Source organism: Mesorhizobium sp. M4B.F.Ca.ET.143.01.1.1, assembly GCF_004792275.1.
Taxonomy (GTDB): Bacteria; Pseudomonadota; Alphaproteobacteria; order Rhizobiales; family Rhizobiaceae; genus Mesorhizobium; species Mesorhizobium abyssinicae.
Map to the genome: position 1 here is coordinate 215,559 of NZ_SRSR01000005.1, position 17,493 is coordinate 233,051.

The 17,493-nt window shown below is 64.0% G+C and carries 17 protein-coding genes and 1 tRNA gene; 6 read left to right on the top strand and 12 right to left on the bottom strand.

Translation table 11 applies throughout. From position 1 onward, the window contains the following. Nucleotides 1–17: 17 nt before the first annotated feature. Nucleotides 18–1,046, bottom strand: a complete 1,029-nt coding sequence (locus EN786_RS14625) for a substrate-binding domain-containing protein (RefSeq protein ID WP_127282793.1) — start codon at nt 1,044–1,046, stop codon at nt 18–20. Nucleotides 1,047–1,599: 553 nt separating this feature from the next. Beyond that, the gene (locus tag EN786_RS14630) at nt 1,600–5,370 is read right to left on the bottom strand and encodes a response regulator (protein WP_135908632.1); all 3,771 of its coding nucleotides are present in this window, start codon (nt 5,368–5,370) and stop codon (nt 1,600–1,602) included. A gap of 183 nt (nt 5,371–5,553) precedes the next feature. Here EN786_RS14630 and EN786_RS14635 point away from each other — a divergent pair, with 183 nt between their 5' ends. Then, nucleotides 5,554–5,901, top strand: a complete 348-nt coding sequence (locus EN786_RS14635) for a hypothetical protein (protein WP_127282791.1) — start codon at nt 5,554–5,556, stop codon at nt 5,899–5,901. A 150-nt stretch (nt 5,902–6,051) separates the two neighbouring features. Continuing rightward, a complete protein-coding gene (locus tag EN786_RS14640) occupies nt 6,052–6,267 on the top strand; it encodes a hypothetical protein (protein WP_127282790.1) in 216 nt (71 codons plus the stop codon). A gap of 39 nt (nt 6,268–6,306) precedes the next feature. Here the strand turns inward: EN786_RS14640 and EN786_RS14645 are convergent, their stop codons facing one another. The 3 genes from EN786_RS14645 to EN786_RS14655 form a co-directional block, all read right to left on the bottom strand. Next, nucleotides 6,307–6,627, bottom strand: a complete 321-nt coding sequence (locus EN786_RS14645) for a hypothetical protein (protein WP_245478266.1) — start codon at nt 6,625–6,627, stop codon at nt 6,307–6,309. Between the two features lie 337 nt (nt 6,628–6,964). Continuing rightward, nucleotides 6,965–7,858, bottom strand: a complete 894-nt coding sequence (locus EN786_RS14650) for a glutathione S-transferase family protein (RefSeq protein WP_127310286.1) — start codon at nt 7,856–7,858, stop codon at nt 6,965–6,967. Between the two features lie 20 nt (nt 7,859–7,878). Next, nucleotides 7,879–8,469, bottom strand: a complete 591-nt coding sequence (locus EN786_RS14655) for a VOC family protein (protein WP_127282788.1) — start codon at nt 8,467–8,469, stop codon at nt 7,879–7,881. Nucleotides 8,470–8,784: 315 nt separating this feature from the next. Here EN786_RS14655 and EN786_RS14660 point away from each other — a divergent pair, with 315 nt between their 5' ends. Next, nucleotides 8,785–9,492 carry a glycosyltransferase family 25 protein gene (locus EN786_RS14660; protein WP_127282787.1) on the top strand — a complete coding sequence of 236 codons (708 nt, stop codon included), beginning with the start codon at nt 8,785–8,787 and terminating at the stop codon, nt 9,490–9,492. Here EN786_RS14660 and EN786_RS39285 read toward each other — a convergent pair. From EN786_RS39285 to EN786_RS14680, 4 genes are all read right to left on the bottom strand, one after another. After that, on the bottom strand, nt 9,489–10,064 hold the full coding sequence (locus tag EN786_RS39285) for a CatB-related O-acetyltransferase (protein WP_127310285.1): 576 nt from the start codon (nt 10,062–10,064) through the stop codon (nt 9,489–9,491). The two genes, EN786_RS14660 and EN786_RS39285, sit on opposite strands and share 4 nt — an antisense overlap. A 286-nt stretch (nt 10,065–10,350) precedes the next feature. Continuing rightward, a tRNA-Glu gene (locus EN786_RS14670) sits at nt 10,351–10,425 on the bottom strand. Between the two features lie 86 nt (nt 10,426–10,511). After that, nucleotides 10,512–10,925: a VOC family protein gene (locus EN786_RS14675; RefSeq protein ID WP_127282786.1), complete on the bottom strand. Its 414-nt coding sequence runs from the start codon at nt 10,923–10,925 to the stop codon at nt 10,512–10,514. Next, a complete protein-coding gene (locus EN786_RS14680; RefSeq protein ID WP_127282785.1) occupies nt 10,922–11,305 on the bottom strand; it encodes a fimbrial protein in 384 nt (127 codons plus the stop codon). Before EN786_RS14680 ends, EN786_RS14675 begins: the two co-directional genes overlap by 4 nt. Before the next feature lie 26 nt (nt 11,306–11,331). Between EN786_RS14680 and EN786_RS14685 the strand changes: the two genes are divergently transcribed. Both EN786_RS14685 and rpoH read left to right on the top strand, forming a co-directional pair. Then, nucleotides 11,332–12,372 carry an RluA family pseudouridine synthase gene (locus EN786_RS14685; protein ID WP_127282784.1) on the top strand — a complete coding sequence of 347 codons (1,041 nt, stop codon included), beginning with the start codon at nt 11,332–11,334 and terminating at the stop codon, nt 12,370–12,372. A 211-nt stretch (nt 12,373–12,583) separates the two neighbouring features. Continuing rightward, nucleotides 12,584–13,495: an RNA polymerase sigma factor RpoH gene (rpoH, locus tag EN786_RS14690; protein ID WP_127282783.1), complete on the top strand. Its 912-nt coding sequence runs from the start codon at nt 12,584–12,586 to the stop codon at nt 13,493–13,495. A 260-nt stretch (nt 13,496–13,755) separates the two neighbouring features. Here the strand turns inward: rpoH and EN786_RS14695 are convergent, their stop codons facing one another. The 3 genes from EN786_RS14695 to EN786_RS14705 all read right to left on the bottom strand — a co-directional run bounded on the left by EN786_RS14695 (nt 13,756) and on the right by EN786_RS14705 (nt 15,229). Further along, the gene (locus EN786_RS14695; RefSeq protein WP_127282782.1) at nt 13,756–14,415 is read right to left on the bottom strand and encodes a peroxiredoxin; all 660 of its coding nucleotides are present in this window, start codon (nt 14,413–14,415) and stop codon (nt 13,756–13,758) included. 171 nt (nt 14,416–14,586) lie between these two features. Then, nucleotides 14,587–14,952, bottom strand: a complete 366-nt coding sequence (locus EN786_RS14700) for a cell division protein ZapA (RefSeq protein WP_127282781.1) — start codon at nt 14,950–14,952, stop codon at nt 14,587–14,589. Nucleotides 14,953–14,956: 4 nt separating this feature from the next. Further along, entirely contained in the window at nt 14,957–15,229 is a 273-nt protein-coding gene (locus tag EN786_RS14705; protein ID WP_006200774.1) for a DUF4164 domain-containing protein, read from the bottom strand. Between the two features lie 258 nt (nt 15,230–15,487). Between EN786_RS14705 and tkt the strand changes: the two genes are divergently transcribed. Next, complete coding sequence (tkt, locus tag EN786_RS14710) at nt 15,488–17,479, top strand: transketolase (protein ID WP_127282780.1); 1,992 nt, start codon at nt 15,488–15,490, stop codon at nt 17,477–17,479. Nucleotides 17,480–17,493: the final 14 nt, after the last annotated feature.

Sequence of the window (17,493 nt, forward strand, 5' to 3'; positions counted from 1 at the left end):
CCCGGCCCTAAGCTTGATTACATGGTCTTTCCGGCGGCGAAGGCGTCGCGCTGCGACTGACGCTCGGCGTCGGGAGCCGAAACCAGGCCGTATTCGGCAAGCGGGCTTTCCGGGCCGATCATCTGGTCGTCGAGGAAGAATTCGACATATTCCTTCAGGCCCGGAACGACGCCGAGATGCGCCTTCTTGACGTAGAAGAACAGCGGGCGCGAAACCGGATACTTGCCGCTGGCGATGGTCTCGGTCGAAGGCACGACGTCTTCAACGCTGGCGACCTTCAGCTTGTCGGCATTGTTCTCGTAGAAGGCGAGGCCGAACACGCCGACGCCGGTCTTGTTGGAGTCGATGCGGGCGAGCGTCTCGGTGTAGTCGCCGTCGATGTCGACAGCCTTGCCGTCCTTGCGGATGGCGATGCAGGTCTTGCCGATTTCCTTGTCGTCGCTGATGCCGGTGGCCTTGATGGCAGCCTTGTCGCAGCCGGCGTCGAGAAGCTTGGTCTCGAACACTTCGCGCGTGCCGTGCTTCTCACCCGGGATGTAGGCGGCGATGTCCCAGTCGGGCAGCTTCGGGTTGACCTGGCTCCACTTGGTGTTCGGATTGTCGACCAGCTTGCCGTCGACAACGAGCTTGGCGGCCAGCGCCTTGTAGATGTCGGCGGGAACCAGCGCCCAGTCCGGGCCCTTGATGTCGGTTGCGAAGACGATGCCGTCATAGCCGATGCGGACTTCCTGGATATCCTTCACGCCGGCGTCGGCGCAGGACTTGATCTCGTCCTTCTTGATCGGGCGCGAGGAGTTGGCGATGTCGATGGTGTCTTCGCCGACGCCCTTGCAGAATTCCTTGATGCCGGCGCCGCTGCCGCCGGACTCGACCACCGGGGTCTTGAACTTGGTGAAGGTCTCGCCGAACTGCTCGGCAACGATCTTGGCATAGGGAAGCACGGTCGACGACCCGGCAACCTGGATCTGGTCGCGCGCGGCGGCGAAGCCGGACGACGCGGCCAGCGCAAGCGCGGCGGCCGACGCCGTGAGGAGAAATTTGTTCATGTGGCCTGCTCCTGTTCGGAAGATGGTCTCTTCGAAAGATGGACTCTTGGCACCGCTGTCCATCGGCGCCCGGTGAGGCCAATAGCTTCCGATTATTACAGTCGCATGACAGTTTCGTGTCAGCCCGGTAACGCCTGACCGGCTCGCCGGAAACGGCTGGCAGCCAGCCCTCGGCGAGGCAACGGCGGTTTGCCGTGGGAATCAGGGACTTGCGCGATTCTGGAGGCCCGCCCTGCCCTCGGCGGCACGAGCCTCGGCCGCCGAGAAAAGAAAAGCCGGACGAGAGCGCGTTGCCCCTGGCCAGAGCGTATCATGGCCGAGCCATCGCCGAAAACAGGTCCGTTGGGGTAGAGTCGACGCTGTTTCTAGCCGGCGGTCGCTGCTCCCGCCCGTAACCGGGGGAGCGAATCCGATGCCGCCATTGTTTCGGCTCGATGCCCGGTTCGATATGGTGCGATCGCACCATATCCCCACGGCAGCCTCGGTTGTCCGGCGTGCTTCGCAAACCGGGCGCTGCGACGACACTCGCCCCGAAGCAGCGGCCTCGACAGGTTTAGCCGGCGTTTCTCTGCGCCTGGCCGTCGGCGCCGATCCAGCGCTCCAGCTTTTCGAGCAGGGCCCTCGGGCTGATGGGCTTGGGCAGATAGTCGTCCATGCCGGCCTCCAGGCAGCGCTCGCGATCGCCCTTCAGCGCATGCGCGGTGACGCCGACGATCGGCACATGCATGCCGCTCTCCTCCTCCAGCCGGCGGATGGCGGCCGTCGCCTCCAGCCCGTTCATCTCCGGCATCGACACGTCCATCAGGATCATGCGCGGTTTGAGCCTACCGTAGGCGTCGAGCGCCTTGCGGCCGTTGCCGACGATCTCGAAGCCGTAGCCGGTCTCGCCGAGGATCTGGGTGAACACCATCTGGTTCACCTCATTGTCCTCGGCCACGAGGATATCGAGCCCGCGTTCGCCACCGGTCGGCCGGGCGCGCGCACGCACCGGCGGCGGCTGCAGCAGCGCCCGCTCCGACACCGCCGAGGCGGCCCTGGCAGGCGCCGGCTGCGCTATCCCCGCACTGCTGCTCGCCGCCTGCTGCGGATGGCTGACCGCCGCGCTGTGGCGGTGACGCTGGACGGTGGCGACCAGCGTCTCCAGCAGCACCGAGGAGCGCGCCGGCTTGATCAGCTGTGCATCGATGCCGAGGTCGCGGTAGCTGGTGTTGGCGAGCGACTGGTCGACGGACGTCAGCATGATGATCGGCGTGTGCGCAAGGCCGTCGGTGTTGCGCACGATACGCGCCATCTCGGCGCCGCTCATGCCCGGCATCTGGTAGTCGAGCACGACACAATCGACCGGCACGCCATAGGCGGCGGCGGCGATCAGCACCTTCAACCCCTCGGCGCCGCTCTCGGCCGCGCAGGAATCGAACGTCCACGACGCCATCTGCTCGCTCAGGATCGAGCGGTTGACGGCATTGTCGTCGACGATCAGCACCCGGGCTCCGGTGACGTCGACCGGCATGATCCGCTGCCCGCTCTGTTGCATGGCCCGCGGCAGCGTCACTGTGAACCAGAAGGTCGAGCCCTTGCCCTCATCGCTCTCGACCCCGATCTCGCCGCTCATCAGCTCGACCAGCCGCGAGGTGATGGCAAGACCGAGCCCAGTGCCCTCGTGCCGCCGCGTCGACGACGTATCGACCTGGTTGAACTTCTCGAACACGGCCTTCAGCTTGTCTTCCGGAATGCCAATGCCGGTGTCGGTCACCGAGATGGTGAGCTTCGTTCCCGTCGGCACGCGCTCGCCGGTGACGTCGACCAGCACATGGCCTTCGTCGGTGAACTTCACCGCATTGCCGAGCAGGTTGGTGACGATCTGCCTGATGCGCCCGACATCGCCGACGAACTGGCTGTCGAGGCCAGGCTGCACGCGCACGATGAGCTCGAGATCCTTCTCCTTGGCGCGAGTCGACACCAGCGTTGCCACATCCTCGATGGCCTCGGCAAGGTTGAAGGGCGCCGGATCGAGCACCAGCTGGCCGGCATCGATCTTGGAGAAGTCGAGGATGTCGTTGATGATGGTCAAAAGCGCGTTGCCCGACTTCACGATGATGTCGGTGAACGTCTTCTGCTTGGGGTCGAGGTCGGACTTGGCGAGCAATTCGGCCATGCCGAGCACGCCGTTCATCGGCGTGCGGATCTCATGGCTCATATTGGCCAGGAATTCCGACTTGGCGCGGTCGGCGAGCACGGCGCGCTGCCGCGCCTCGCTGAGTTCGGCCTCGCGCTGCTTGAGCTCGGTGATGTCGGTGGTCGATCCGATCAGATAGAGCGAACCGTCGGAGGCAATCATCGCCCCCTTGCGCGCGAACTGGTGCCGCACGCTGCCGTCGGGCAGCGTCACGCTCTCCTCGATCTCCTGCGTCTCGCCGGTGCGCAGCACGGCGAGATCGCCAGCGACGAAGGCCTCGCCGTCCGGCCCGAAGATTTCGACGTCGGTCCTGCCGATCGCATCTTCCTTGGCGAAGCCGGTGAGGTCGCACCAGCCCTTGTTGACGTAGAACTGCCTGAGGTCCGAACGCTTGGCGTAGATCGACACCGGCACGTTGTCGATGAGGCTGCGGAACACCTCGTTCTCGCGCATGCTCTCTTCCAGCGCCCGCTCGCGCGCCTTGACGTCGGTGATGTCGGTGCTGGAGCCGACCAGATGCACCGACCCGTCTGTCGCCACCAGGCGGCTCTTGCGCGTCATCAGTTGCCGCACGGTGCCGTCGCGATGGGTGACAGGCTCCTCGACCTCCAGGACCTTGCCGGCGACGACCACTTCGGTGTCGTCATGGCTGTAGCTTTCGGCATCCTCGGCGCCGAACAACTGGCGGTCGCTGCGGCCGATGACGTCCTCCTTGGCGAGGCCGGTGATGGCGCACCAGACCTTGTTGACGAATTCGATGCTGAGATCTTGGGCCTTGATGAAGGCAGCCACCGGCAGCTCGTCCATGACGTGCCGGAACAGATCGATCTGCCGCATCGAGTCATGCAGCGCCTTCTCGCGGCTCTTGATGTCGGAAATGTCGACGCGCACGCCGATGAAGGTGCCGTCCTCGGTCCGCATGTCGTAGACTTGGTACCAGCGGCCGTCCGGATTGCGCCGTTCATAGGATGAGTTCGGCAGCCGGTTGTGGGCGAGCATCGCGTCGAACCACCCGTCGCGATCGCGCTCGTAGAGGCTGTCGATCTCAGGATCGCCGCTCTGGCGGAAATAGCCGACCGAATGGCCGAGCGCCAGCGCCTCGCGGAAGCTTCGGCCGGGCTGCCACACCGGCTTCAGCGCCGGAAGCGTCTCCTGCAGTTTTCGGTTGGCGAAGACGAACCTGTCGTCACGATCGTAGATGATGACGCCGGCCGGCAGCGATTCCAGCACGGTGGCGAGGTTCTTGCGCGCGTCCTCGGCCTCCGCCTCGCGCTCCTTCATGTCGGTGACGTCGACATAGGAGATCAGCCGCTTGCCGCCGGCAAGCGGCGCCAGCGAGGCAATCAGCGTGCGGCCGTCATTGAGTGGCAGCTGCCGCGATCCGGCAACGCCAGCCCTGATCTCGGCTTCGCGCTCGGCCATGAGGCGCTGCCATGCCTCGTCGTCGGCTCCGTAGGGGTCGATCCCGCGGCTCGCTTCCATCAGCTCGCGGAAGCCGCTGCCGATCCCGGCGCGGCTGGGCTCGATTTTCCAGAACTCGTGGAAGGCGCGGTTGATCACCTGCGCGCGCATGTCCGCGTCGAGGACAAGGACGCCGATCGGCATTTGGTCGACCATGGCGCGAAGATTGGCGAAGGTCTCCGCGGTCCTGGCGTTGGCGCTCTCGACCTCGGCATCGCGGCGCTTGACGTCGGTGACCTCGTAGTAGGTCAACAGCCGCTTGCCCCCGGACAGCGCGGTGACCGAGAACATCATTGTCCTGCCGTTGGCGTGGACAAACTCGCGCGGCGCGACGGAGCCGCCGCGAATCTCCGCGAAGCGGCTGGCGAGGTAGCGCTGCCATTCCTCTTCGCCGATATCGCCATAGATGCCGTTGCGGCGATTGAGTTCCATCAGCCGGCTGAACGGAGCGCCGACGCTCACTGCCCCGTCGGGAATTCTGGAGAGGTCGCGATAGGCCTTGTTGATGATCAGCGTGTCGAGCTGGGCATCCAGGAGCACGACGCCCATATGCATGGCGTCCATCGTGCGCTCGAGATCGGCAAGATGCTGTACGCCGTCTTCGGCGAGCGCGTCGTCGCTGCGCGCAACCGCTGCTTCGAGGGGGTCGCGTTTGCCGCCGTTCCCCGTCCCGTCCACGTCCGCCATGCTGATGCCACCCCCAGCCGAACCCCCGTCGCGGTTCGTCGGCGGACTGTGCCTCAGAAGCATTAACGATCCGCTAACCTTAACAAACCGCGACCGGGGGCGAACTGTCGCGGTCTGGCCGCATCGCGCAGGTTGTCGGCTGCGGCGCTGCCGCGTTATAAACCGTATATTGGGGTGTTGCTAATGTTCGGACGGATCGTGCTGTTTTTCCTGTGCCCCGCGCTGCTTGCGGCAGGCGGCTGCGCACGCAGCGACGATGGCACCGTGATGATCCCGAAGCCGCTCGACGTCAGGCGTATCTGGGACAGGCCCCCGCCGCAGCCGCAGGCCGGACCGCCGCGAATGCAGGCAGGCCCCTTTCCGGTGGCGCCGCAGGCGCCAAGGCGGTTGCCTGGCCGCAGGCTCGGCCCCCCGCCAGCGCCGGCAGGGCAGGTGGCGAGCCCTCCCTCGCTGTCGTCCGAGCCGAAGCAGCCGCTCGCCTGCCGGAACGTCAGCGAGCCCGGCAAGCGCTACCGCGTGGTCTGCGAATAGCGGCGGCAAGGTCAGTTGGCCGGAAGGAAGGCCGGCGGCTCGATCCGACGGCGTCCTCGGCCGCCAACGCGGGGCCTAGCTCAAAGTGTCGAATGGCCTCGTTGAAACCTTTGGCGCACAATCGGCGTTCTAGGGCAAAGGAGACAGAGGATGTCGATTCACTTCACCGTCTCTGGCCTGACCAGGAACCTCATCCATTCACTTGGACTGGATCATGAGCGGGCGCCGAGACCCCTGACACAAGAGCAGAACCTTCTGTTGGAATGCTATCTGGCGGGCCAGATTCCGGAATCGGCCTGGAGCGACTACGTCTTCGAGGCACCGGAATTGCAGCGCCATGTCGATGCGAGGCGCGCGCGGCACTGATCCCCAGACCGACCAGCTTTCAGCAGTCCGCCCATGTCTTTATTGCTTGGGCGAATTGAACCGCAGCGTGAAGATGTTGCCGGCAATGCCCTGCGCCAGCGCCGGCGAGAGGCTCAGCGGCAGGCACTGCTGCAGTGCCGCGGTCGCTGCGTCGACATAGGCCTGCCTCGCCTTCGCGTCGCCCTTCACTTTTATCGCCGTCGGCTTGGGTGGGCCGATCAGCGTGCCGTCCCGCCTGAAGCTGAAGCTCAAGGTCACCGACGAGTTCTCCGAATTGGCCGGCGGGGTCCAGCATGCCTGCAGCGCCGCTCCGACATCGTTCATGGTGTTGAGCGAGGCGGCATTCGACTGACAGGGCATGGCTGCCAGCAGTGCGACGAAGCATGCCGAGAGTGCAGTGCCTTTCATTGCCGGGGATCCTCTCCTCTCTCCCGCTCCGCCGCCACCTTCATGCTACGGTCAAAGCCGAAGATGCCAACAGGTTTTGCAGGGATAGCCAGGCGCCTTCGCCAGGGTCGGGCAGCCGGCGAAAAGCAAAAGGCCGGCGCAAGGCCGACCTTCCTTTCGCCTCGGCATCCGCGCCAGTACATCCGTGGTCGCGCGCCTGAGGTGAACCAGCGGCCAGTAGACAGGTCTTTGGTTAACCAATCCCTAACCCCGACCGGTCGCCAGGCTCAGCGACGCCACTTGCCGGCGCTTACGCCTTGGCCTGCGACCGCACATAGGCAATGTAGCCGCGCACGTCGCCGGCCGGCTCGGCATACGCCTTGCCGAGCTTCTTCTCCATCGCCGCCATATAGTCCTTCGCCCACTGCGGCAGCGCATAGTCGATGACCGCCAGGAATTCGAGCGTCGCCGCCAGCCTTATGTCGGCGATCGACGGGTTGCTGCCGCCGATGAACGGCTTGCCGTTGCGGAAGAAGCTGTGGAAGACCTCCAGCGGCTCGGCGATTGCGGAGGCGGCCGCCTTCTGGGCCTCCGATTTCCTGTCGGGATGCGCGTCGCTGTGGCCGACCTCGCCGGCATATTGCGGGAAGCCGAGCGCCGGATAAGTGGCGCGCGCCACGTAAGGGTAGAGCGTGCCGACAAGGTAGAACATGGCGCTGTCGATCATGGCCCGCTTGGCCGGCGCCTTGGGGTAGAACTTCTCCAGTCCGTGCTTGTTGGCGAGATACTGCATGATGGCGCAGCTTTCCCACAGCACGCCCCGCGGCAGGCCCTTGTCCTCGATCATCGGCGTCAGATGGGCCGGGTTGCGCGCCAGGAATTCCGGCGAGCGCGTAAGCCCCCAGGCGTCGGTCTCGGCATGGTCGAAGCCGGCGGCGCGCGCGAACACCCGAACTGTCATGTTGTTGACGCTCGGCTTCAGCATGCTGAGCTTCAGCCCCGGCTTCTTCGCCGGTTTGGCCTTAGGCGCGGCCCTTGCCGTCGCCTGCCCGGCCTTAGCTGTCGCCCTCGCGGCTGGCTTGGCTGCTGCTTTTGCCTTTGCCTTTGTTGCCGACTTCGCAGCCGCTTTCGCCGCCGGCTTGGCGGTCTTTGTTGCCGGCTTGGTTGCCGGTTTGCTTGCGCTCTTTGTTGCTGCCTTCGCCATCTGTTCCTCCCTCAGGCTTGTCAGTCTCGTGCGTATGGATTTTTTGGCCCCCGATCATCCGACAAGGTCGCGCGCGACCATTCGACCAGCGTCTGGATCGCGTCGGCGAGATGCACTTCCGCGATGTTGTAATCGCCGCGCGCGACACGGATCTTGTGCGCCTGCATCAGCACGTCGGCATGGGTGAAGCCCGTCGGCGGCTCGAAGCGATACGAGGCGAGCTCGATCAGCAGGCCAAGCGGATCCTCGAAATAGATCGAATCCATGAAGCCGCGATCCTTGACGCCGCTATGCTTGATGCCGCGCTCGTCGAGCCGGCCAACCGCCTGCAGGAAGGTGACGCGCGACACCGAAAAGGCGATGTGGTGGACGCAGCCCGTATCGGTTGGCGTGCGCCTGGCCACCGCCGCGCGGCTCTCGTCGGTAAAGACGGTGATCAGCCGGCCGTCGCCCGGATCGAAATAGAGATGGCTCTCGCTCGCCTTGTCGAGATTGGGCTGCTCGAAGACGAAGGGCATGCCGAGCACGCCTTCCCAGAAATCGATCGAGGTCTGGCGCCCGGCGCCGACCAGCGTGATGTGATGGACGCCCTGCGACTGCAGTTTCTGCATCGGTCTCCCTTCCCGGAACCCGGCATCGGCGCCCACCGGATCTACGCCCGGCCTTTTGCACCGCCGCGCCGAGCGATAGCCAAAGTCCCATCACACGATGCTAAATCAATCGGGCCCTGCGCGCCAGAAGCGAAGGCGGTTCCGTCTGCCAGATCAGAAACGCCGATCGTGCACGTTGGAAAGTGCGTGCCTCCGTCGCGTTGACGACAGGGCTCTTTCGAGCTCATGGGCTTGTTTCAAGGGTGCGAGCGCGGTGACTTGTCGATGGGCAGTCACTAATGTTAGTCGCCGTTTTCGTATGCCCTGGGGGTATCGATGTTTCCCAACCAAGTCTTTTGCCGCATCTGTCACGTAAAGATCGGATATGAGGAGCGGGAGCTGCACATTCGCAGCGAGTTTGCTCATCGCGGTGTCCCGGTTCACTGGTATCTGGACCACGACGTCGCCGATCTCTCTGCAGAGGATCGACAGGCAGCTCTCAAACCTGCGCAGGTGTCCCTGGCGCGCAAGCACATTGGCATCTGGAGAGAATTCCTCAACACGGACTTGCCGTATTGCCTGGTGTTTGAGGATGACGTGTTTCTCGCTCGCAACTTCGTGGCACGCCTCGAAGACGCGCTTCAGGAGCTTGCGGCGGGCAGACAGGCGGTCGTTTATCTGGGCAATGGCGGCAACTACTACACGCCAAGGTCCAAGCTGACAAAGGGCAGATCGCTCTATCCTGCGAACCATAGTCGCTGCACGGATTCCTACATCTTGACTCGCTCCGCCGCGCAAGCGCGATGCAACTGGTTCGACCGAAACGAACTTAATCTTCCAATCGATATTGCGGTAAATGACTGCGACAAGGCCACCGGTACGGACATACTGTGGTTCGAGCGCCCTATCGTAGAACAGGGCACGCACAACGGCCGGTTCACGACGTCGATCGAGGGCGGCAAGCAGAGGCCTCTCTGGTGGAAACGCATTGAATGGAGGTGGAAAAAGTATCGCCGGCAGTTCTTTGGCCACACCGCGAACTAACCAAAGCGCTCGACAAACCGCTCAGCCGGCAGATCGAAGGCTGCCTTTTCTTGCTTCAGCTTTTCCAGCGGCCAGTCCCACCAACGAATTCGTTGCATCGCGTCGATGGTTTCGTCCGAGAAACGGTATCTAATCAGCCTGGCCGGGTTGCCGGCTGCAATTGCATAGGGCGGAACATCCTTGGTTACCACACTCCCCGCCGCAACAACGGCGCCATTGCCGATGGTGACCCCTGACAGGATTATGGCGCGGGCTCCAATCCAGACGTCATTGCCAACGACGATCGGCCCCTTCGTCTGAAGATACTGATCTATCGTTTTCGTCATCAGGACCTGATTCTGCAAACCGAAATTGGATGCAGTCTCGGTCGGATGATCTGCCTGGCAAACAAACAGCACGCCCGGCGCTATCGCGCAGAAAGCGCCAATAATCACCGGCGATTTCTCAGTGCAATAGAGGAAGGAGCTGCTGCTTAGGTTGTGAGAATGTCGTCCGACCAGGACATGTTCAGGCAATCGGTGCCTGCCCAGGAAAATCTTTTTGTCCCGAAACCATCTGCTCACTTTCGACATTGCACCGCTGCCTCCCCAGCATCGCGAAAATTGCCCCGGCCACCTGACAGGGGCGATCCGCCAGTGGCCGATACACCTGACCCTCTGAGTCTTTGCCTCTGGAAATGATAGCAGCGATTTTGGGCACCGGCGCGAGGTCAAACAAGGCAACAGACCGATCGATGGTGCGAGACGGCGAGATTGAGGCGCGCATCTTGAGATCAACGCGCCTGCGGGGCGCTGAAGTAGCAATCACCAAAGGTCCTATGACCGCCTTGGGATTGATGACCGAACTCGTGATATTGCTTGGTACGCCCAAGGGGAATCGAACCCCTGTTCCCGCCGTGAGAGGGCGGTGTCCTGACCGCTAGACGATGGGCGCGCTCAAGAACCGGCTACATAGGCTGGCGGCTGGGAAAAAGCAACTGGGGTTTCGGCGCGTTCGCTGACATTCCAAAACTGTCGAGCTCAGCCCTGTCGTTTCGGCTCGATCAGGTCCCAGAGATTGCCGTGGAGATCGGCGAACACCGCCACCGTGCCATAGGCCTCGAAGCGGGGCGCTTCGCGGAACTCGACGCCGTTTGCGAGCATCGCCTGATGGTCGCGGGCAAAGTCGTCGGTTTCGAGGAACAGGAAGACCCGGCCGCCGGTCTGGTCGCCGATGCGGCTTGCCTGCTCGGCGTCGGATGCTTCGGCCAGCAGCAGCCGCGCGCCGTTTCCGTTCGCCGGCGCAACGGTGACCCAGCGCTTGCCGCCGCCGAGGTCGACATCGTCGGTGAGCACGAAGCCCGCCCGCTCGACATACCAGGCAATCGCCTCGTCATAGTCCCTGACCACGATCGCCACCGTGGCCACCCGGCGGTTGTCGGCAAAGCCCGTCATTTATTGCGAATGGCAAGACGGCCAACGAGGCGGCGCTCGCCAATGTCGTAGACGAAGATGGCGCGACTGCCGTCGGCAAGCTCGGCATCGATCGAGATGCGGTTGCCGGACAGCGACTGGCTGACCACCTTGGCGCCGACGGGCAGCACGATGTCGGCGCTCAACGGTTCGCCGGCCGGCACCTGGATATCGCCGGCAACCGGGGCGCTGGCAGGCGGCGCGTTGCGCGCTTTGTAGACAAGCGCTCCGATCACCACCATAAGGGCAAGCAACAAAAGGCCGAGATTGATGGCCATGAAGCGCAAGAGTTTCTTCCGCACGCTTTCGACCCCGGGATCGAGCGGCTTTTCTTCGTCTTCGTCGGCAATCGGCCTGACCATGGCAAAAATTCCGGAACCTTCTTTCGATGAGCGCTCATAGCGAAGAGACCCAGCAATTCATAGAGGCAGCCCCGATCGTGCTGCAGGCAGGGGCCGATGCCGTCGGCCAGCGCCTCGACCAATGGCTGGCCGGCCAACTCGGCCCTGACATGTCGCGCAGCCGCGTGCAGATGCTGATCAGGCAGGGCGCGGTCAGCATCGGCGGCAAGGTCGTCGAGGAGGCCAAGCGCAAGATGTCCGCCGGCGAGCGGGTAGCGGTCGAGATGCCGGAGCCCGAGCCGGCCGAGCCCCGCGGCGAGGCGATCGCGCTCGACATCCTCCATGAGGACGACGAAGTGATCGTCATCAACAAGCCGGCGGGACTGGTCGTCCACCCCGGCGCCGGCAACTGGACCGGAACGCTGGTCAATGCCCTCATCCACCATTGCGGCGACAGCCTGTCAGGCATTGGCGGTGTCAGGCGGCCCGGCATCGTCCATCGTCTCGACAAGGAGACCAGCGGCGTCATGGTCGTCGCCAAGACCGACCGCGCCCACAAGGCGCTGTCGGAGGCCTTTGCCGATCATGGCCGCACCGGCGACCTCGAACGCGCCTATCTGGCGCTGGTCTGGGGCATTCCGTCGAGACCGACCGGCACGGTCGATGCGCCGCTCGGCCGCGCCGCCGACCGCGTGCGCCGCGCCGTGGTGCCGCAAGGCCGCGACGACGCCCGCCACGCGGTCACGCACTTTAGCGTGATCGAGCGCTTCGGCGAGCGGCAGAAGGACCTCGCCACCGCAAGCCTGGTCGAATGCCGGCTGGAGACCGGCCGCACCCACCAGATCCGCGTCCACATGGCCCATATCGGCCATCCCGTCGTCGGCGATCCCGATTACGGCCAGGCTTTCCGCACCAAGGCAAACCGGTTGCCCGAACCGCTGAAAGGCGCTGTCAATGCCTTTCCGCGGCAAGCCCTGCACGCTTGGCTGCTTGAATTCCGACACCCGGCTACCCATCTAACGATGAGGTTCGAGGCGCCGATACCGAGGGACATGGAGGAACTCGTCGGCGGCTTTCGCAATCTCTGAGCCCGCTATCAAGACGCTTCAAGCCAACCATCAAAAAACCTGACTGGCGTTGTTCACTTCAGCGTGACACACTGTTTCGTGTTGAACAAATGCCTGTCTTTTCTGGTTTTGTTCCTATATACACCAGTTGCCGCGGATGAGCCGATTGGCATTCGCGTCACATGCCCGCCGCGTTTCGGGGGCATCACTCCAATAGAGAGGGGGCGCTATCATGGCCCAGTCACTACCCAGTATCGTTTCCGGCGAAGGCGGCCTCAGCCGCTACCTGGAAGAAATCCGTCGCTTTCCGATGCTTCAGCCGCAGGAAGAGTACATGCTCGCCAAGCGTTACGCCGAGCATGAGGACACCACGGCCGCGCACAAGCTCGTCACCAGCCATTTGCGGCTCGTCGCCAAGATCGCCATGGGCTATCGCGGCTACGGCCTGCCGATCGGCGAGGTGATCTCGGAAGGCAATGTCGGCCTGATGCAGGCCGTCAAGAAATTCGAACCGGAGCGCGGCTTCCGGCTCGCCACCTATGCCATGTGGTGGATCAAGGCCTCGATCCAGGAGTACATCCTGCGCTCGTGGAGCCTGGTCAAGATGGGCACCACCGCCAACCAGAAGCGCCTGTTCTTCAATCTGCGCAAGGTGAAGGGCAAGATCCAGGCGCTCGACGATGGCGACCTGAAGCCCGAGCAGATCGCCGAGATCGCCACGCGCCTCAACGTCTCCGAGGCGGAAGTGGTGTCGATGAACCGCCGCCTGTCGGGCGACGCTTCGCTCAATGCCCCGATCCGGGCGAGCGAGGGCGAGTCCGGCGAATGGCAGGACTGGCTGGTCGACGACCACGAAAGCCAGGAAGAGATGCTGATCGAGCAGGACGAGCTGGAAAACCGGCGCTCCATGCTGTCGGGCGCCCTTTCCGTGCTCAACGAGCGCGAACGGCGCATCTTCGAGGCGCGCCGCCTCGCCGACGAGCCGCTGACGCTGGAAGAGCTGTCGGCCGAGTTCGACATCAGCCGCGAGCGCGTGCGCCAGATCGAGGTGCGCGCCTTCGAGAAGGTGCAGGACGCGGTCAAGGCCGCAGCCAAGCGCCAGACCCAGGCCCTGCGCACCATCGAGGCGCAGCCGGCGGCTTAGCCAGCTGAAGGCATAAATGAAAAGGCGGCGCTCCGGCGCCGCCTTTTTTGTTTGGCGAAGGCGGCGAAACCAGCCCTTTCTCCCCGTCACTATACGGGGAGAAATGTCCGGCAGGACAATGAGGGGCAGCGCCCACGCCGCGAGGTTTTCCTTTCAGAACGACCTACGAAGGTTTCGGCGCAATCACAGCCGAACGCGGCGCTGCCCCTCATCCGCCCTTCGGGCACCTTCTCACCGTTCACGGGGAGAAGTTAAAGGGCTCACGCCGAAGGCTGCTTGGTCTTCCTCAGATACGGCAGGATCGTATCGAAGGCGCCGAAGCGCTTGATCGCGTCCTCGTTGGAGACCGCGGCGGTGATGATGACATCCTCGCCCTGTTTCCAGTTCGCCGGCGTCGCCACCTGGTGCTTGGCCGTCAGCTGGATGGAATCGATGACGCGCAGGATCTCGTCGAAGTTGCGGCCCGTGGTCATCGGATAGGTCAGCACCAGCTTGATCTTCTTGTCCGGCCCGATGACATAGACCGAACGCACCGTGGCGTTGTCGGCCGGCGTGCGGCCTTCCGAGCTCTCGCCGGCGCCGGCCGGCAGCATCTCGTAGAGCTTGGCGACCGCGAGGTCCTTGTCGCCGATCAGCGGATATTTCACCTCTTGGCCGGTCGCCGTCTTGATGTCGGCCTGCCACTTGTCGTGGCTGGCGACCGGGTCGACGGAAATGCCGATGATCTTGACGTTGCGCTTTTTGAACTCACCCTCCAGCCCGGCCATGGTGCCGAGCTCGGTCGTGCAGACCGGGGTGAAGTTCTTCGGGTGGCTGAACAGCACCGCCCAGCCATCGCCGATCCATTGATGGAAGCTGATCGTCCCTTGCGTGGTTTCGGCCGTGAAGTCCGGCGCGATATCGTTGATCCGAAGACTCATGACATGTCCCTACCCTTTGACTGCCGCCGGCATGCCGCGCCGGCACCGCTCGCAATCTCTACCACTCCCAAGGCAGGCTTCATACGGCGCAGGCCGCCGGGAATGGCGCCGGCGATGAAAAATTTTCATCTTTTCTCGGCAAATCCGGCAGGAATTTCTGCCGCCTCGGGCTCAGGCCTTCTTGACCGCCAGCGTCGTCGCCAGGTCTTCCATGCGCTGGGCCAGCGCGCCCAGCGCGTCGGTCAGCACGCCGTCGCTCTTGCCGGCCTTGGCCAGCGCGTCGTCGCGCGTCTTGCGCAGCGTCAGCACTTCGCTTTCCATGCCCTTGACGCGCTTCTGCAGCTCCGAAAGCTCGTCCATGACCATGATGCCGGCCATCACCGTCAGCCGCTGGTCGCCGATCTCGCCGAACGAGTCCTTGAGATGCGCGACATAGCGGTCGAAGCGCTCGGCCAAGTCGATCAGGTGCTCTTCCTGGCCCTCGTCGCAAGCCATGCGGTACTGCTTGCCGTCGATGGAAACCGTGACCTGTGCCATTGGCCTACCTGTCCAACACCGCGCGGATGGTTTCCATGGCGGTCACCAGCCTGCGCGATACTTCCTTGTTGGCGTCTTCCAGCCGCTCGGCGCGCGCTTCGGAATTGTCGAGTTCCTGCGCCAGCCTTGAGCGGTCGGCGTTCATGCGCTGCACCTCCGCCTCGGCCTCCGAATAGTCGCGCTCGTGCTCGAGCTTGGCCGCGACGGCGTTTTCCAGGCCTTCGATGGCTTTGCCAAGCCTGGCGATGACTTCCTTGAGCGTCGTTTCCCCGGTCATGGCTCGTCCTGCACCCTGCCCATCACCGAATCGTTCGTGTTCAGAACGCGTTATCCAGGAAACATTAGGCGCCGTGTGAAGGCAACGTCAATAAAGCTCTCGCGACTGTCCCCCGCTAACGCTAATGTAGGTCTGCCGGGGCCATCACAAGCCCGGCAAAAACGCACCGATTTGTTGACTCAAGGGCCGCGCCTGCTATGTGTCGCGCACCCTTTCCAGGCCTGTCCCAGGGCCTCAAACCCCCACCCCGGAGGAAGCATGACCTCGCGTGAACAACATGACCGGATGGCCAATGCGATCCGTTTCCTTTCCATGGACGCCGTCGAGAAGGCCAATTCCGGCCACCCGGGCCTGCCCATGGGCTGCGCCGACATCGCCACGGTGCTGTTCACCCGCTTCCTGAAATTCGACGCCAAGGCCCCGCACTGGGCCGACCGCGACCGCTTCATCCTGTCGGCCGGCCACGGCTCGATGCTGCTCTACTCGCTGCTCTATCTGACCGGTTACGAGGACATGACCCTCGACCAGATCAAGAATTTCCGCCAACTCGGATCGAAGACCGCCGGTCATCCAGAATACGGCCATGCCGCCGGCATCGAGACTACAACTGGGCCGCTCGGCCAGGGTCTCGCCAACTCGGTCGGCTTCGCGCTCGGCGAGCGCATCATGAACGCCGCCTTCGGCAAGGACCTCGTCGACCACTACACCTATGTTCTGGCCGGCGACGGCTGCCTGATGGAGGGCGTCTCCCAGGAGGCCATCGCGCTCGCCGGGCATCTCAAGCTCAACAAGCTGATCGTGCTGTGGGACAACAACAACATCTCGATCGACGGCCCGGTGTCGCTCGCCGACAACACCGACCAGGTCGCCCGCTTCCAGGCCTCCGGCTGGAACGCTACCCACATCGACGGCTTCGATCCGGAAGCCATCGCCTACGCCATCGAGGCGGCGCGCCACTCCGACAAGCCGACGATGATCGCCTGCAAGACCACCATCGGTTTCGGCGCCCCGACCAAGGCCGGCACCAACAAGGCGCACGGCTCGCCGCTCGGCGCCGAGGAAATCGCCGGCGCGCGCAAATTCTTCGGCTGGGATTCGCCGCCCTTCGAGGTTCCCGCCGACATCCTCGACGCCTGGCGCGCCGCCGGCCAGGCCGGCGCCAAGGTCCGCGCCGACTGGGAAGGCCGTCTCGCCAAGGCCGACGCCACGCTGAAGGGCGAGTTCGAGCGCCGCATCTCCGGCAAGCTGCCGTCGAACTTCGACAGCGTGATCGCCGACTACAAGAAGAAGCTCTCGGCCGACAAGCCCAAGGTCGCCACCCGCAAGTCCTCGGAAATGGCGCTGGAAGTCATCAACGGCGCGGTGCCGGAAACCATCGGCGGCTCGGCCGACCTGACCGGCTCCAACAACACCAAGACCAGCCAGACCAAGAACATCACCCCTGACGACTATGGCCAGCGCTATGTCCACTACGGCATCCGCGAGCATGGCATGGCGGCAGCGATCAACGGCCTGACGCTGCATGGCGGCCTGATCGCCTATGGCGGCACGTTCCTGTGCTTCTCCGACTATGCCCGTCCGTCGATGCGGCTGGCCTCGCTGATGGGCATCCGCTCGATCTTCGTCATGACCCATGACTCGATCGGCCTCGGCGAGGACGGTCCGACGCACCAGCCGGTCGAGCATGTGGCAGCGCTTCGCGCCATCCCCAACCACAACGTCTTCCGCCCGGCCGACGCGGTCGAGACGGCGGAGTGCTGGCAGCTGGCGCTCGAATCCGAAAAGACGCCGTCGACGCTGGCGCTGACCCGCCAGAACCTGCCGACCGTTCGCACCGAGCACAGCGAGAAGAACCTCAGCGCGTCCGGCGCCTATGAGCTCGCCGCGGCGAACGGCGAGGCGGCGGTGACCATCTTCGCCACCGGCTCCGAGGTCGAGGTCGCGCTCGGCGCGCGTGAGTTGCTGCAGCAGCACGGCCACCCGACCCGCGTCGTCTCGGTGCCCTGCTTCGAACTGTTCGACCAGCAGAGCGACGACTACCGCAGGAAGACGATCGGCAATGCGAAGGTGAAGGTCGCAATCGAAGCCGGCATCCGCCAGGGCTGGGACCATATTATCGGCAGCGATGGCATCTTTGTCGGCATGACCGGCTTCGGTGCCTCGGGCACCATCGAGCAGCTCTATCCGCATTTCGGCATCACCGCCGAAGCGGCGGCGAAAGCGGCGGAAGCCCGCCTGCACGGCAAGTAAGGGTTGAGCCAAGC